General features: G+C 64.0%; 14 protein-coding genes and 1 riboswitch. Of the genes, 4 read left to right on the top strand and 10 right to left on the bottom strand.

Annotation, left to right across the window (positions count from 1 at the left end; all coding sequences use genetic code 11):
• Positions 1-2 precede the first annotated feature (2 nt).
• Complete coding sequence (locus tag NUH88_RS18330) at positions 3-677, bottom strand: helix-turn-helix domain-containing protein (protein WP_257767926.1); 675 nt, start codon at positions 675-677, stop codon at positions 3-5.
• A gap of 6 nt (positions 678-683) precedes the next feature.
• Entirely contained in the window at positions 684-1,595 is a 912-nt protein-coding gene (locus tag NUH88_RS18325; RefSeq protein ID WP_257767925.1) for a nucleoside hydrolase, read from the bottom strand.
• Between the two features lie 115 nt (positions 1,596-1,710).
• On the opposite strand from NUH88_RS18325, the gene NUH88_RS18320 reads away from it, so the two are divergent.
• The 3 genes from NUH88_RS18320 to NUH88_RS18310 all read left to right on the top strand — a co-directional run bounded on the left by NUH88_RS18320 (position 1,711) and on the right by NUH88_RS18310 (position 3,387).
• On the top strand, positions 1,711-1,920 hold the full coding sequence (locus NUH88_RS18320; protein WP_257767924.1) for a DUF3126 family protein: 210 nt from the start codon (positions 1,711-1,713) through the stop codon (positions 1,918-1,920).
• A gap of 89 nt (positions 1,921-2,009) precedes the next feature.
• Entirely contained in the window at positions 2,010-2,201 is a 192-nt protein-coding gene (locus NUH88_RS18315; protein WP_257767923.1) for a hypothetical protein, read from the top strand.
• A gap of 79 nt (positions 2,202-2,280) precedes the next feature.
• Positions 2,281-3,387 (top strand): serine hydrolase, encoded by a 1,107-nt coding sequence (locus NUH88_RS18310; RefSeq protein WP_257767922.1) that lies wholly within the window; start codon positions 2,281-2,283, stop codon positions 3,385-3,387.
• An 81-nt stretch (positions 3,388-3,468) separates the two neighbouring features.
• Here the strand turns inward: NUH88_RS18310 and NUH88_RS18305 are convergent, their stop codons facing one another.
• From NUH88_RS18305 to NUH88_RS18285, 5 genes are all read right to left on the bottom strand, one after another.
• Positions 3,469-5,610, bottom strand: a complete 2,142-nt coding sequence (locus tag NUH88_RS18305) for a TonB-dependent siderophore receptor (RefSeq protein ID WP_257767921.1) — start codon at positions 5,608-5,610, stop codon at positions 3,469-3,471.
• 68 nt (positions 5,611-5,678) lie between these two features.
• Complete coding sequence (locus NUH88_RS18300) at positions 5,679-6,527, bottom strand: helix-turn-helix domain-containing protein (RefSeq protein ID WP_257767919.1); 849 nt, start codon at positions 6,525-6,527, stop codon at positions 5,679-5,681.
• Between the two features lie 171 nt (positions 6,528-6,698).
• Positions 6,699-8,111, bottom strand: coding sequence for a glutamine synthetase family protein (locus NUH88_RS18295; RefSeq protein ID WP_257767917.1), 1,413 nt, complete (start codon positions 8,109-8,111; stop codon positions 6,699-6,701).
• Entirely contained in the window at positions 8,108-9,430 is a 1,323-nt protein-coding gene (locus tag NUH88_RS18290) for a Rieske 2Fe-2S domain-containing protein (protein ID WP_257767916.1), read from the bottom strand. The genes NUH88_RS18295 and NUH88_RS18290 overlap by 4 nt, the downstream gene beginning before the upstream one ends.
• Before the next feature lie 40 nt (positions 9,431-9,470).
• A complete protein-coding gene (locus NUH88_RS18285; RefSeq protein ID WP_257767914.1) occupies positions 9,471-9,803 on the bottom strand; it encodes a 2Fe-2S iron-sulfur cluster-binding protein in 333 nt (110 codons plus the stop codon).
• Between the two features lie 141 nt (positions 9,804-9,944).
• On the opposite strand from NUH88_RS18285, the gene NUH88_RS18280 reads away from it, so the two are divergent.
• Entirely contained in the window at positions 9,945-10,745 is an 801-nt protein-coding gene (locus tag NUH88_RS18280; RefSeq protein WP_257767912.1) for an IclR family transcriptional regulator, read from the top strand.
• Here NUH88_RS18280 and NUH88_RS18275 read toward each other — a convergent pair.
• From NUH88_RS18275 to NUH88_RS18265, 3 genes are all read right to left on the bottom strand, one after another.
• Positions 10,742-11,527, bottom strand: a complete 786-nt coding sequence (locus NUH88_RS18275) for an SDR family NAD(P)-dependent oxidoreductase (protein ID WP_257767910.1) — start codon at positions 11,525-11,527, stop codon at positions 10,742-10,744. The two genes, NUH88_RS18280 and NUH88_RS18275, sit on opposite strands and share 4 nt — an antisense overlap.
• 6 nt (positions 11,528-11,533) lie before the next feature.
• Positions 11,534-12,475: a homoserine O-succinyltransferase gene (locus tag NUH88_RS18270; protein WP_257767909.1), complete on the bottom strand. Its 942-nt coding sequence runs from the start codon at positions 12,473-12,475 to the stop codon at positions 11,534-11,536.
• A 48-nt stretch (positions 12,476-12,523) separates the two neighbouring features.
• A riboswitch (SAM-I-IV-variant riboswitch) is annotated at positions 12,524-12,630 on the bottom strand.
• A 37-nt stretch (positions 12,631-12,667) separates the two neighbouring features.
• On the bottom strand, positions 12,668-13,870 hold the full coding sequence (locus NUH88_RS18265; RefSeq protein ID WP_257767907.1) for a glycosyltransferase family 9 protein: 1,203 nt from the start codon (positions 13,868-13,870) through the stop codon (positions 12,668-12,670).
• Positions 13,871-13,935: the final 65 nt, after the last annotated feature.

Genomic DNA, 13,935 nt, shown 5'->3' with positions numbered 1-13,935 from the left:
ATTCACTCGGATTGGGCGCGCTGGGGATAGGAGATGATCGAGAGATAGCGGATCGGCCGGGAAATCAGTTCTTCCGGGCCGTGCGGCGCATCGGCATCGAAGAACAGGCTGTCTCCGGGCAGCATCCGGTAGGTCGCGTCCCCATGCCGGTAGAGCAGCTCGCCCTCCAGCATGTAGATCAGCTCGGTGCCCGGATGCTGGAAGGTGGGGAAGACGTCGGAATCCTCGGTCAGAGTGATCAGGTATGGCTCGACCAGCACGCCGCTGGTATTGCCTTCAAGGTAGCCGAGCAGATTGTACTGATGCCCGGCGCGGGTCCCGCGGCGTTCCACCTGCACCCCCTCGCCCGCCTTCACGAAGACCGCGTTGCGCGGCTCCTCGAAACGCTTGAAGAGGTCGGTGATCGGCACGCCGAGCGCGCGGGCGACGGATTGCAGCGTCGTCAGTGACGGCGAGATCGCGCCGTTCTCGATCTTGGAGAGCATGCCGACGGAGAGGCCGGTCGCGCTCGCGAGATCCGCCACCGTGATGCCGAGCGCCTTGCGAAATTCCCTGACCTCGCGGCCGATGGCGAGTTCCAGATTGTTTTCCGACGGCTCCTTGACCGCATGCGGGTCCTGCGCGAGCGCCAGCTTGCGTTCCTTGGCCTTTCCGGGCTTTCCGTTTTCCGACGCCATGCCGCCTCAGGAATACCGCGCCAGGCGGTCGAGCAGCCGGGAGAGGAATTCGGGCGCGTCGACCTCTATGATCACCGTCGCGTTCGGCGCGCCGTCGCCCGCCGGATGCACGATACTGCGCCCCGCCTCCACGCCCTCTGTTACGATCTCGACCCGGCGTTCCTCGCCGGAAAACAACTCCGGCCAGAGCAGATACCCGACCGTCAGTACATCGTGCAGCGCCGGATCGTTGTCCGAGTCGTAGAAGGTCAGCATGCCCGCGGCGGTATCGCCGACTTTCGTTCCGAGCGCGCGCAATGCCGCGATCCAGTCCGCCTTCGCCCGCACCTGGTGAGTGACGTTGAGCCCGTGCATGACGATGGGCGCACCGCTCTCGAAGACGACGCGGGCGGCATGCGGGTCGACATGGAAATTGAACTCGGCATGGGGCGTGATGTTCCCCGGCCCGGTACTGCCCCCCATCAGCACGATGGAGGAAACCTCGTTCGCCAGTTCCGGTCGCGCGACGATGGCATGGGCGACATTGGTCAGCGGGCCGACCGGCAGCAGCTTGATGCCGCCTGGCGCTGCCGAAATCTCGGTGCGGAGGACGTCCGCCCCGTGTCCGGCAGCAAGCTGCGACGCGGGATCCGGCAGCTCGCTGCCGTCCAGACCGGTCTTGCCGTGTATGTCGGCCGCGGTCACCAGCGGGTTCAGCAGAGGACGAGGACAGCCGGCATGGATCGGCACCTCGTGCCGCCCCGCGAGATCGCGGATGCGCCGCGCATTGGCTTCCGTCCGGTGCAGCGGGACATTGCCGGCAACCGTCGTGACGGCCTTCAGGTCGATCTCGTCGGGGCTGGCGAATGCGAGCAGGAGCGCCACCGCGTCGTCAATTCCCGGATCGCAGTCAATGATGATAGTCTCTCGCTGGGTCATGCGGGCGAAGATAGGCGCGCGGCGAAAAGTGCGGCAAGTGCTTTCGCCCGAACGCCTTGAACCGGGACGCCGGTTCGGCTATTCCCGTCCGCTCAAACGAACAAGGGGGTTACCCGTGGATAAAAGCGAAATCGAGAAAGTTCAGCGCTACCTGCGCCGCACCTTCGGCAATCACGGCATCACCATCGCCGGCCGTCCGAACAAAGACGATTCGGCCGAAGTCTCGCTCGACGGGGAATTCATCGGCGTCATCTTCAAGGACGATGAGGAAGGCGACGTTTCCTATGATTTTCATATGACTATCCTGGAAATGGACCTCGACTGAGGGGGCCGTCCCTCGCCCGCGCGACAACTCCACAAAACCGACATCGCGGATGTGTCATCCTGTTCCGGCAACGGAACGGAGGGCGCCAGATGCGTCTCGATGACATTGTTTCGGTGACCTGCACCGACACCGACAAGACCGAGCAGGGCAAGGTGGTGCGCCTTGGGCGGGACCGGGCCGACATCATGGTCGGACCGGCGGTGATTTCCTTCCATATGAAGAAACCCGGCATTTATGTCGGCAATCTTCACGGGCTCGAATTCGTCATGAAGACGGGCTGACATGTGGCGTGGCCTCTGCCTCGCCGGATTGATATCGTTCGGCCTTCTCACTCCGATTACCGAGGTTGATGCATCAGGCATGACGCCGGAAGACGCTCTAACCGGGCTGTTCGGCCCTGCTCCCCCGGAAGCCGCGCAATTCGCACCCGCGTTCCTCGCGCAGGTTCCCGCAAGCGAGATCGCCTGGATCGTCACCGGCTTACGGCAGCAATTCGGCGCGCTCGAAACGGTCGCCCCCGAGGGGGACGGCTTCCGCCTCCGTTTCGAGCGGTCGACGGTGCCGGCGAAAATCTTCCTCGACGGCGCGGGACGGATCTCCGGCCTCTGGTTCGGCGCGCCGGTGCCGGACGGGCCGATCGACGCACATGTCGCGGCGATCAAGGCTTTGCCGGGCGATGTCGCCCTCCTCGTCCTGAAAGACGGAGAGACGCTCCATGCGCATAATGCAGAGCGTCCCCTCGCCGTGGGGTCCGCCGCGAAACTGGCGATCCTCAAGGCGCTCGCCGACGCGGTCGCGAAAGGCGCACGACACTGGACAGAGGTGGCGGAACTCCACCCGGAATGGAAGTCTCTGCCAAGCGGCATGCTGCAGGACTGGCCGGACGGAACGCCCCTCACGCTGGGCTCGCTCGCCCACCTGATGATCTCGATCAGCGACAATACCGCCACTGACGCCCTGATCCGTCTGCTCGGCCGGGAGACGGTCGAAGCCTATGCCCCGCACAGCAAGCCGTTCCTGACCACACGCGAGGCCTTCACCCTGAAAACAGCGGAGACCGCGGCTCTCAGGACGAAATGGGAAATGACAGACGAGGCCGGACGCCGGGAAATCCTGGAGCGGATCGCGACCAGGCCATTGCCTCCGGCGCAAATGCTGAGCACAGATCCAACTTTCAAGGCCGTCGAATGGTTCTTCTCGGCGGAAGAGCTCTGTACGCTCCTGGAGGCGGTCGCGGAGCTGCCGAGCGTCGGCATCAATCCCGGACCGATCACGCCCGGAGACTGGCAGAGCTTCGCCTATAAGGGCGGTTCGGAGACCGGCGTCCTCAATCTTTCCAGCCGGGTCGTCGGGCGAGACGGCGTTACCCGCTGTGTGGTCGCGACCTGGAACCACAACGCAGCTCTGGACGACAACCTCCTGCTGACGCCCTATGCAGGCCTTCTCGCAGCCCTCGCCGCCGATTGACAGAGCCAGGCATCGCGCAAAGAGAAAGCGCGGGGCCCAACCGCTTTCACGGCCCGGCACCCGCGCTTTCTCCGAAGTGTCTTACCAGTTCGCGGTCAGCGTCAGCTTGATCTCGCGGCCGGAGCCGTAGGAGCAGACATATTCCGTCTGACAGGCGGTGACATAGCGCTTGTCGGCGATATTGGTCGCCGCGAGGTTCAGCGCCCAACCCGGGTTGATCTCGTATGTGCCGTAGAGATCGACGACGGTCGAGGACGGCACCTTCAGGGTATTGGCGTCGTTGGCGAAGCTTTCGCCCCGGCGACGCACGCCGGCACCGAGCTTGAGACCTTCGACCAGATCGTCGAAATCGTACTGGGCGCGAATGGCCAGCTCGGTTTCCGGCACCAGGGTCGGGGTCTTGCCGATCAGGGAAGCGTCGGAATCCTCGGTCACCTCGACATCGAGCAATGTCGCCGCACCGGCTACGGAGAAGCCGTTGCTGAAGTTATAGGCGCCCTCGAATTCGAAGCCGCGGGAGCGTGCCTCGCCGAGCTGATTGTAGTTCGGGAAGGCGCCGGTCACGACATTCTCCCGGTCGATCTGGAAGGCGGCGGCGGTCAGATAGAAATTGCCGCCCTGCGGCGCCCATTTGACACCGGCCTCGATCTGGTCGCCGCTCTCAGGCTTGGTCACGCCGTTGGCGGGAGACGTGATCAGCGGATTGAAGAAGGTCGAGTAGGTGACATAAGGCGTGATCCCCCCGGTGAACTCGTAGGCGAGAGCCGCCCGATAGGAAGTCTCGCTGTCGTTGCGGGAGAAGGCGCCCGATCCGTCCTGTTCCGTGTCGGCGAAATCGTGCCGGATGTTGCCGGTGACGATCCAGCCGTCGCCGAAGCGCAGCTGATCCTGGAAGTAGAACCCGATCTGCGACTGCGTGGTGGTGGCGTCCTGATAGGGATCGCCAAGTGTCGGCGTGCCCGGATCGAAAGAATTCACGACCTGGGTGGAACCGAAACCCGAGGCCTGTGTCTCGTCCAGCCAGTAGTAGCGGGCATCGAGGCCGAACAGCAGATCGTGGCTGACCACATCGGTATCGACCACGCCGTAATAACGGATGTCGGTCTGCGCCGTCCGCGTTTCCGTCTCGTGCTCGAAGGCGACCAGGCTGAGCGTGCCGACATCGTCAGTCGGCGTGGTCGAGTACCCGCCATAGCCGAACGGATACCAATAGCGCTCATGCAGGTCGGCGATGCCCGCGCGGCCGATACCGGTCAGGGTGAAGTCGTTGTTGAAGGTATGCTCGACGATACCGGTCGCGGTGAATTGCTTGCGGGAATACTTGTCCCAGTCCGGATCGGAGAAGTTCTCGTCATTGCCGATATAGCCGAATTCGTCAGTACCGGTCACCGTGCCGGCATAGGGCAGGAACGTGCTGCCGTTATGCTGCTCCTCGGCAACATGCGCGTTGGCGAGCAGCGTGATCTCGGTGCCGCCGTCGGTCGCGAGCTTGTAGGACGGCGCGAAGGTCCCGCGGGCACCGGAATTGAACTCGTCATAGGCGTCGCCGCCCTTGAAACGGCTGACAAGCCGGTAGGCCTGACCATTCCCGAGCGGGTCGCCGTAATCGAACGCGACGGTTCCGGCCGGCGAGTCCTCGACACCAAGCTGCACTTCGCGGATGCGCTCACCCGGGCGCTTGGAGACGTAATTCAGGATGCCGCCCGGGTTGGAGCCGCCGTAGAGCGCGGAGGACGGGCCGCGCAGCACCTCGATCCGCTCCAGCGCGTAGGGATCGGTATAGAACGAGCCGAAGGCGAAGGAGAGGTTCTGCGCATTGTCGAGAAAGATGCCGGTTTGGTCGGCCTGGAAGCCGCGGATCCGGAGCCAGTCGTAATCGTTGTCGTCGCCGAACACGTCGGTCGTCACGCCCGGCGTGTAGCGCAGCGTCTCGCTGACCCGGTCGGCGTTGAAGCGCTTCAGATCGTCCGCACTCAGGATGGAGAGCGACTGCGGGACCTCGTTCGCATAGACCGGAACCTTTGATCCGGTAACGGTCGGCGGATTGTTGCTGTCGCCGACCGCGCCGGTCGCGTCTTCCTGGTTGCCGAGCACGACCAGCGGTTCGAGTTCGGTCGCCGTGCCGCTGTCCTGCGCAGCGGCAACGAAACTTAGCGAGAGCGAAAGCACACTGGAAAGAAGGAGGAGCCGGGTAGTTCCCCGTACTGAAGCGGCTCGGATCATTGGGCCTGTTCCCTGAACTAGACAGAAAGACGTGTCGCACGGACGTGCGCAGGCCCGAAGTCCTAGAGTCAGGCGGGAACCTTGTCTTGAACGTTTGCCTCACGCTTTGAAGAATTGTGTCGCTTGACCCATTGTCCGGGCGGCAACCCCGTGGCGCGGCGGAAGCAGCGGCTGAAATGGGCCTGGTCGGCAAAGCCGGTATCGTGGGCGACCTGGGAGAGCAGCGCGCCCTCACTCAACAGACGCTGAGCATGCTGGATCCGGGCGCACATGACCCATTGATGCGGCGGCTGCCCGGCCGCCTCGCGGAAGCACCGGTAGAATTGCGAGCGCGACATGCCGGCAACTCCAGCCAGTTCCTCCATGGTCAGGCGCCGGTCGAGAGACTCTGCGACATGCGCCATGACCTCGTCGAGCCACGCAGGTGCCGCATCCAGCGAGCGGACCTTGTCGCCGAGATGGAAGATTTCGTGGATCACACCTGCGGCGAGCGCCTCTCCGTATCCGGCCGGTCTGCTTTTCATCCGGCACTCGTCTGCCAGAAGCGACGCGAGATTCTGCAACTCAACACTGCCGGAAAGAAAACGCGGTGCGCCGAGTTCGATGGACGGTCCGACGATGCGGCGAAGCTGCCCCTCTTCGACATGGATATCGATATGTTCCAGATATCCCGCCGTCGCGAGCGACCCGCAGAGCAACATCCCTGCCGGCACGAAGCAGGCGCTGCAGGATATGCGATCCTTGCCCTCTCCCCGATCGAGCATGATCGCCGCCCCGTCGAAGAAAACGACGAAGCGCGGGTCGGGAGAGAAATACTCGCCGCACGCCCCGATTTTCGCCTCGACCTGCCAGTGATCGACGACCATCCGCTCATACTGCAGGAAACTGACATCCTGAAGCGGGACGATCTGCTTCACGGAGGCCGTCATCCGTGGCCGGTAATGCATGCCCCACCCCCGCGCGCATGATAATAAGAATTATTCGCAATTATTTCGCGCAAAGAGTACTCAAGCTGCACGGCATGTCAATAAAGGCAGGGTTGTATAGCCGGATAGGCCAGCGAAAACTCGCGCAGTTTGCCACGCAATTCAGAAGAGCGAGAAATACTCCCGCTCTTCCCACTCGGAGACCGCCTGTGCATAGCGGTCCCATTCAGCCTGCTTGATGCGGGCGTAGTAATCGACATAGGCGTCGCCGAGCGCATCACGGAAGAATGCGCTTTCCCGGAACAGCTGGAGCGCCCGGTCGAGACTGGCCGGCAATCGAGCCGCATCGCTCTCATAGGGCCGCTCGACCGGCGCCGGCGCCTCGAGACCGCGCTCGATCCCGTCGAGACCGGCAAGGACCTGGGAAGCGATGTAGAGATAGGGGTTGGCCGCCGGCTCGCCGATACGGTTCTCGATCCGGCTGGCGCCATCGCCCGGCCGGGCGAGTGCTCGGATCATCGCCCCCTTATTGTCCCGCCCCCACTGCACCCGGTCGGGCGCGAGGGTGAAGGGACGGTAGCGCTTGTAGCCGTTCACCGTCGGGGTCGAGAGCAGGCAGCTCTCGGCGGCATGGTCGAGCAGCCCGGCGACCCAGCTCCGGCCGAGTTTGGAGAGCGCCTCGCCCTTCTCCGGCACCATCAGATTGTCGCCGCTCTCGAGATCGACCAGCGACTGGTGCAGGTGCCAGCCGCTCGCCATCGCATCCTTGAATTTCGGCCGGCACATGAAGGTCGCGTGCAGGCCCTCGCGGCGGCAGACCTGTTTTACCATGGAGCGGAACAGCACCATGTTGTCGGCATGCTCCATCGCGGAGGCCGGATGGAAGGTGACTTCGCACTGGCTCGGCCCGAACTCGGTCTCGAAGGAGCGCACCGGCAGGCCGAGCACGACCGCATTACGGCGAACGAGATCAAAGACGTCCTCCAGGCGGTCGTAGCGGTCCTCAGTCAGGTACTGATAACCATGCGCGAGCAGTTCCGTTTTCGGGGGCGTCTCCGGCTGGCCGGTATCCTCATGGCCGAGCTTCGGATCGGTCACGCGCAGCACATGGAACTCGACCTCAAGCCCGGTGACGAGATCGTAGCCCTGAGCGTTCAGCTTCTCCACCGCGCGGCGGAGAATGCCCCGGGAGCAGACCTCAAGCGGCTTGCCATCTGTGTCGGTCAGATCGGCCTGCATCCAGCCCGAGTGCGGTGACCATGGCAGGACCCTGAATGTCGCGGGGTCGGGGTGCATCAGCACATCGCCGGCACCGGTCAGGCGCCCGGCACCGAAGCCCGCATCCTCCTGCCAGACCGGGAAGACCGTGCGGTGCGATGTATCCTTCAACAGCAGGGTCGAGGTCATGGCGATGCCGGAGCGGAAGGCGCTCTCCAGCGCGTCCGCCATGATCGTCTTGCCGCGCAGGATGCCGTGCTGGTCGGCAAAGGAAACCCGCACGACCTCCAGTCCCTCTTCCGCGACCCTCTTCAGGACCGCGTCGATGACAGCCTGCTTTTCTCCTGACACGGTCACGAGAGGGCCGCGTCCCAGCTGCAGGAAGCCCGGCGGCCAGCATCGCGGTCGGTCCAGACCGTCTCCCATTCCTCCGTCGGCCCGATGGCGTCGATCGAGATCGGCCCCTGGACCTCTTCGGCGGCGGCCTCGTCGAGCACGAGCGGCAGATCCCCCTCGCCCGATTTCACGCTCCTGATCGCGGAGCGCAACAGGCGCCGATAGCGCACGATAGCGGCATCGGAAGAGGCCAGATGTTCGTGCCGCCGATCCTGGATCGCCCCCATGGACTCGACCGCCCACTGGTCGTGCACGTTGATGTCGAGCCCCATGCCCGTATAGGTCAGCGTCTTCTGCTCCTCCGGGTCGTAGCCGTACTGGTTCGTCTTGTTGCGGATCGGCGCAAAGTCCGGCAACCGGTGCTCGTTGATCCGCTGCTCCCACATCTTCTTCTTGTCGACCGGCGCGCCGAAACTGGTGAAAAGCGAGTACCAGTAACAATGGGTATCGTCGATCGGCACATGCCACTGGGTGATGGTCATCTCGTTCGACATCGGGATGGTGATGGCGCAGGGAAAGACCTGGTTCGTCACCCGGACGTGGCGCTGGCCGTTACCAAGATCGCGCAGCGCGATGATGCGGAGCCCGTAGTCGGTCTCCTCCACCTTCAGTTCCGGATTGGCGAATTCACGCAGCACCTTGGTCATCGGCATGTCGCTTTGCGCCGCCTTGTCGCGGAACTGCTTGCCGTAACCTTCCGCCGGGTCCTCGTCCTGCAGGAAGCGGTGCAGGAAGGAGGCGTGCGCCGGGTCGATGCCGATCTCCAGCGCCTGCAGCCAGTTGCATTCCCAGAGGCCCTTGAAGGCGAAGACATGGCTATCCGGTGCGCGGAAACAGTCGAGCGCCGGGAAGGCCGGCGGCTCTCCCGGGCCCATATAGGTCCAGATGACGCCGTTCTTCTCCACCACGGGATAGCTGGAGATCCTGATCCGCTCATGCATCTTCGAGCCGTCGGGCTCTGCCGGCTGCTCGGTGCATTGCCCGGTCTCGCCGAAGTGCCAGCCGTGGAACGGACAGCGAATACCGCCATCCTCGAGGCGCCCGTAGCAGAGGTCGACGCCACGATGCGGGCAGAACCGGCTCATCAGGCCGAGAGTGTCATCCTCGCGCCGAAACAGCACCAGATCCTCGCCCATCAGGCGGACGGGCACCACCGGACGCGGCCCCTCCTCCAGTTCCACGGCGAGCGCGGCCGGCATCCAGTAGCGGCGCAGCACCTGCCCCGCCGGCTTGTCGGCACCGACCAGCGTGATCTCGTCGTTCTTGTCCTGGCTCATCATGGCTGAAGTCTCCCTCGTCGAAGACGCGCAACGCAGGTCGTCAGTATTGGGTTTCCGGAATGGTGACGGTGATACCGTCCATTTCGGGGGTGAGTTTTATCTGGCAGGAGAGCCGGCTGCTCTCGCGCTGTTCCGCCGCCGCATCCTCAAGCATCGCCAGTTCGTCCTCCTCCGCCGCCGGCGCGAGTTTCATCGCCGCCTCGTCGAGATAAACATGGCAGGTGGCGCAGACGCAGCTCCCGCCGCATTCGGCCTCGACGCCCTCGACATCGTTGAAGACGGCGGCCTGCATGACGGACTCACCGGTCTCGGCCTCGACGGTTTCCCGCGTGCCGCCCGGCTTCACAAAGGTGACGGAGATCTTCTCACCCACGGCTTTTCTCTCCTTGCGGATGCCCAGCAGGACGCCGGATCCACATTTCTTTTTGACCGATTATCGAACAGTCGGTCTATTATTGATCAATCGTAAAACTAGACCGCACGCGCGGCGCGCGGTCAAGCCCATCGGAGCATCATGCCCCTGCGAACGCCAGAGAAAGCCGAGCCGGCCCCCATGGAGATCGCCGACAAGGACATCTCGCTGACTTTCGCGAAAGGCATGGAAGTGCTGGAAGCGTTCGAGAATGCCGCCGCCCCGCTCACCATTCCGGATCTCGCCCGGAGCACCGGGATCAACCGCTCGGTCACACGTCGGCTGGTCCTGACGCTTGTGCGGCTCGGCTATCTGACGGAAACGGGCCAGCGGGCCTATGCGCCGAGCCCGAAGGTCCTCCGGCTCGCCAGCGGGTACCTGAAGGAGCGGCAGTTCGGACGCACCGTGCAGCCTGTCATGGCGGCCTTCTCGAAACGTCTCGGCGACGCGATCTCGCTCGCCGTCCGGGACGGTACGGAGGCGATCTATGTCGCCTATTCCCCCGGCGACCCGGCGCTCATCACCTCCGGCTTCGGCATCGGCTCCCGCCTGCCCCTGAGCGCGACCGCGATCGGGCGCGCGCTACTGGCCTTCTGCGAAGAGGATGCCGCCGAGGAGATCCTCGCGCACGCGCAGCCCCCCTTCACACAGAAGACAATCACCGACCCCGAGGCGATCCGGGCCGAACTCGCCGCGATCAGGGAGCGCGGATACGCCCTCGTTACCGGGGAATACGAGCCGGGTGTGACTTCCATCGCGGTTCCGGTGCTCGGCGCCGGTGCGGTCGCCAAAGCCGCCCTCGGCATCGTGGGCCCAACCGCGCGGTTCGAGGAGACCGGGATCTGCGACCAAAAGGCAGCGACGCTACGAGACTGTGCGGAAACGCTGGAGAGTTTCGTCTAGAGGCGCGACCGATACTCCGCCCTGAAACTCGGTAACCCGATCCCCGTCGCGTCGAAGCCGCCGTCGACAGCCAGATACTGGCCGTTGATGTAGCTCGCCCTGTCGCTGCAGAGGAAGAAGATCGCCTCGGCCAGCTCCTCCTCAAGTCCGTAGCGGTTCAGCGGGATGGCGTCGTGATAGTCGGCGCGAATGTCCGGTGTGTGCACCTTCTTCGCCATAGCGGTATCCACCGGCCCCGGAGCCACGGCATTCACGCGGACGCCGAGATTGCCGAGTTCGGCCGCCTGCTGCTTGGTCAGGTGCAGCACCGCCGCCTTGCTGGTGCCGTAGGCGACGCGCAGCAGACTAGCGCGCAAGCCCGAGATCGAGGCGATGTTCACCACCGCGCCGCCCCCGCTCTTCAGCATCGCCGGGACCGCGGCATTGGTGCAGAGGAACGGCCCGCTGAGGTTGGTCGCCATGATTTCCGACCATTCCTCGAAGGTCGTTTCGAGCACCGGCTTGAAGGTCGCGACGCCGGCATTGTTCACCAGCGCGTCGAGCCGGCCGAAGGCGTTCTCGGTCTCGTCGACCGCCCGCTGCACCTGATCCGGCTGGGAGACATCCGCGAAGACGGGGAGCACGGTGTTGCGCTGTCCCAACCCCTCTACGGCACTCCGCAAGGTCTCCGTATCCCGGTCGAGCATGGCCACGCGCCAGCCTTCCTCGAGAAATTTCCGCGCCGCGGCAAGGCCAATGCCCCGTGCCGCACCAGTGATCAGGGCCACCTTCGCTTCGGACATCAAACCCTACCCCGCTTGCCGGTTATCGACCGGCGTGCCGATATCGCAAACGTCGAACGGTGTCGTCTGGTAGATCTCGTTGATCCAGTTGGCGAAGAGCAGATGGGCATGACTACGCCACCTGTTCAGCGGCGGATGGGTCGGATCGTCGTCCGTGAAGTAGCTGTGCGGCAGCTCGGGTTCCATGCCGCGCCCCACGTCGCGCTGATATTCCTCGCCGAGGGAATCCGAGTCGTATTCGATGTGATTGAACATATAGAGGGAGCGTTTGGCCCGGTCCTCCATCAGGCACGGCCCCATCTCCGGGGAGTCCATCAGAACCCGGATCCCGGCCGAGGGCGGGACGTCCGCGACCCTCGTTTCCGTCCAGCGCGAGACCGGTATCGAGAAATCGTCCGAGAACCCCCGCAGATAGCCGGAGGCCGGCGCCAGGTTCCGGTGCCGGTAGACGCCGAACGCCTTCTTCGGCAGTTCGTGCTTCGGCACATCGTGGAAATGGTGCAGGGCCGCCTGCGCGCCCCAGCAGATCATGAAGCTGGAATGCACATGCGTCTGCGTCCAGTCGAAGATCTGGCAGAGCTCCGACCAGTAGGAAACCTCCTCGAAGGGAAGCCGCTCGACCGGCGCGCCGGTGACGACGAGACCGTCGAACTTCCGCTCGCGCAGGTCGCTCCACGGTTCGTAGAAGGAGATCATGTGCTCCTGAGGCACGTTCTTCGGCACATGGTCTGTCATCTTGATCAGCGTCAGCTCGACCTGCAACGGACTGGCGCCGAGCAGCCGCGCGATCTGGGTCTCGGTGCGGATCTTGTTGGGCATCAGGTTGAGCAGCCCGATCTGGAGCGGACGGATGTCCTGGCGGACCGCATCCGCCTCGCGCATGACCATGACGCCCTCGGCCTCGAGTGCGGCGAAGGCTGGAAGGTCATTTGGGATCCTGATCGGCATAGTCAAATCCTCTGCTGTTACCGGCATCAAGCAGAGCGGACTTTCTGGCTGGACCCGTTTGGTTGCCGGTTAGGCCACATCCTCCGCAACAGGAGCGCCACCTTGCTCGGGAAGCAGGTTGGCGTTGAGCGTCCGCTCAACTCTTGATGTCCCGGACTGTCTACTTGATCCGGAGCCGGTTGGCAATTCTCTCTACGCCCCGGCGTGACGGGATAGTTCCAGAGCCCGTGCCACCACCGCCTCCGTCTCCCGGGAAAGCTGGGCAATACAGGGGACCGGATCGTTGAAGATCAGCTCCTCGACAGCATCCGCGTTCGGCCCGGACGGCACGTTCTTCAGATCCTTGAGAGAACAGCCGAGCGAGCCCATGCATCCGATCCGGCCCTCGCGCGTCTCGCGCACCTTGGCGAGTCCGCAAGGCGTGCTGCAATGGGCTCCACGATACGCAACCTGATAGCTATCGAGGTTCTTATGCCGCCCGAGCCGGCGTTCGCCGGAGACAGTCGTAAAGACGGCGAGACCGGAGGTGCCGAGCAGCTTGGTCACATGTGCCGGACCACTATCCCCGGTCACCACAAAGTCGCAGGAAGCGAGGAAATCCATCAGATCCCCGACCGTTGGAAAGCCGGGAATGATTTGGACAGCCGTTCCAAGACGGGCGCGGCAAGTTCTTTCATAAGCCGCACTCACTTTCTGATAGCTGTTAAGCGCGACGGTCACCACGCGCTCCGGGCCGAACGCCTCGGCGAGCGCGATGCAGAGATCCGGCGGTAAGGTCCTGAGCGGGGAGGACGTGAGAGGAAGGATGCCGATCCGTGTCGCCTCCCTGTCCCGGTTTAGAGAAGCGACTGCCGGCTCGAGACCGAAGGCCTGCAGCAATGCATCCTCGAGATAGACCGGATCGGTCGCGGTATTGCCCCAGCCGGAAACCTGCCCGATATCGATCACAGCATCCTGGCGTTCCAGCTCGCGCTCCGAGTTCAGCAGCGGAAGGACACGCAGCCCTTCCTCGCGCCCGAAGATGTCCGTCGCATCGCCGGTATTTGCGACCGTAACCTCGATTGCAGGATGGGCCTGCCTGAATGCGCGTAGAAAGAGGGCCGCCTCGACGCAATCGCCGAGCGCGGTCGACGGCAGCAGGAACAGCACCCGCCCGGCCTCCGCCGCGCGCGGCCAGTCCCACGGCGCCAACACCGGGATCCGCCCCTTTGCAGTGACGATGCGCACCGCCTCGCCGGCGGATCCGAGCTGCCGCTCGAGCAACCTGTTCGCGGTGAAATAGACCAGACTGCCGTCATTCGAATGGGTCAGCGCCGGATCGTAATTCGGCAGCGCAAGACTGAACGGCTGCCGGGTCTCGAAACGGACCAGGCGTGTGGTACTGTATTGGCTCATGACGCCCCGGAAAGCTGTTCCGCTACGCTAAGGAACGCAGACCGATGGGACAAGCGCCGACGTCA

Source organism: Nisaea acidiphila, from assembly GCF_024662015.1.
In the GTDB taxonomy this organism is placed as follows: Bacteria; Pseudomonadota; Alphaproteobacteria; order Thalassobaculales; family Thalassobaculaceae; genus Nisaea; species Nisaea acidiphila.
This window is presented reverse-complemented; position numbering and strand designations above follow the sequence as displayed.

What these genes read in the sequence shown, in the direction of transcription:
- NUH88_RS18265 (WP_257767907.1), bottom strand. Translation starts at nt 13,870, where the DNA reads ATGAGCCAATACAGTACCACACGCCTGGTCCGTTTCGAGACCCGGCAG.
- NUH88_RS18275 (WP_257767910.1), bottom strand. Translation starts at nt 11,527, where the DNA reads ATGTCCGAAGCGAAGGTGGCCCTGATCACTGGTGCGGCACGGGGCATT.
- NUH88_RS18305 (WP_257767921.1), bottom strand. Translation starts at nt 5,610, where the DNA reads ATGATCCGAGCCGCTTCAGTACGGGGAACTACCCGGCTCCTCCTTCTT.
- NUH88_RS18270 (WP_257767909.1), bottom strand. Translation starts at nt 12,475, where the DNA reads ATGCCGATCAGGATCCCAAATGACCTTCCAGCCTTCGCCGCACTCGAG.
- NUH88_RS18325 (WP_257767925.1), bottom strand. Translation starts at nt 1,595, where the DNA reads ATGACCCAGCGAGAGACTATCATCATTGACTGCGATCCGGGAATTGAC.
- NUH88_RS18290 (WP_257767916.1), bottom strand. Translation starts at nt 9,430, where the DNA reads ATGATGAGCCAGGACAAGAACGACGAGATCACGCTGGTCGGTGCCGAC.
- NUH88_RS18315 (WP_257767923.1), top strand. Translation starts at nt 2,010, where the DNA reads ATGCGTCTCGATGACATTGTTTCGGTGACCTGCACCGACACCGACAAG.
- NUH88_RS18330 (WP_257767926.1), bottom strand. Translation starts at nt 677, where the DNA reads ATGGCGTCGGAAAACGGAAAGCCCGGAAAGGCCAAGGAACGCAAGCTG.
- NUH88_RS18310 (WP_257767922.1), top strand. Translation starts at nt 2,281, where the DNA reads ATGACGCCGGAAGACGCTCTAACCGGGCTGTTCGGCCCTGCTCCCCCG.
- NUH88_RS18280 (WP_257767912.1), top strand. Translation starts at nt 9,945, where the DNA reads ATGCCCCTGCGAACGCCAGAGAAAGCCGAGCCGGCCCCCATGGAGATC.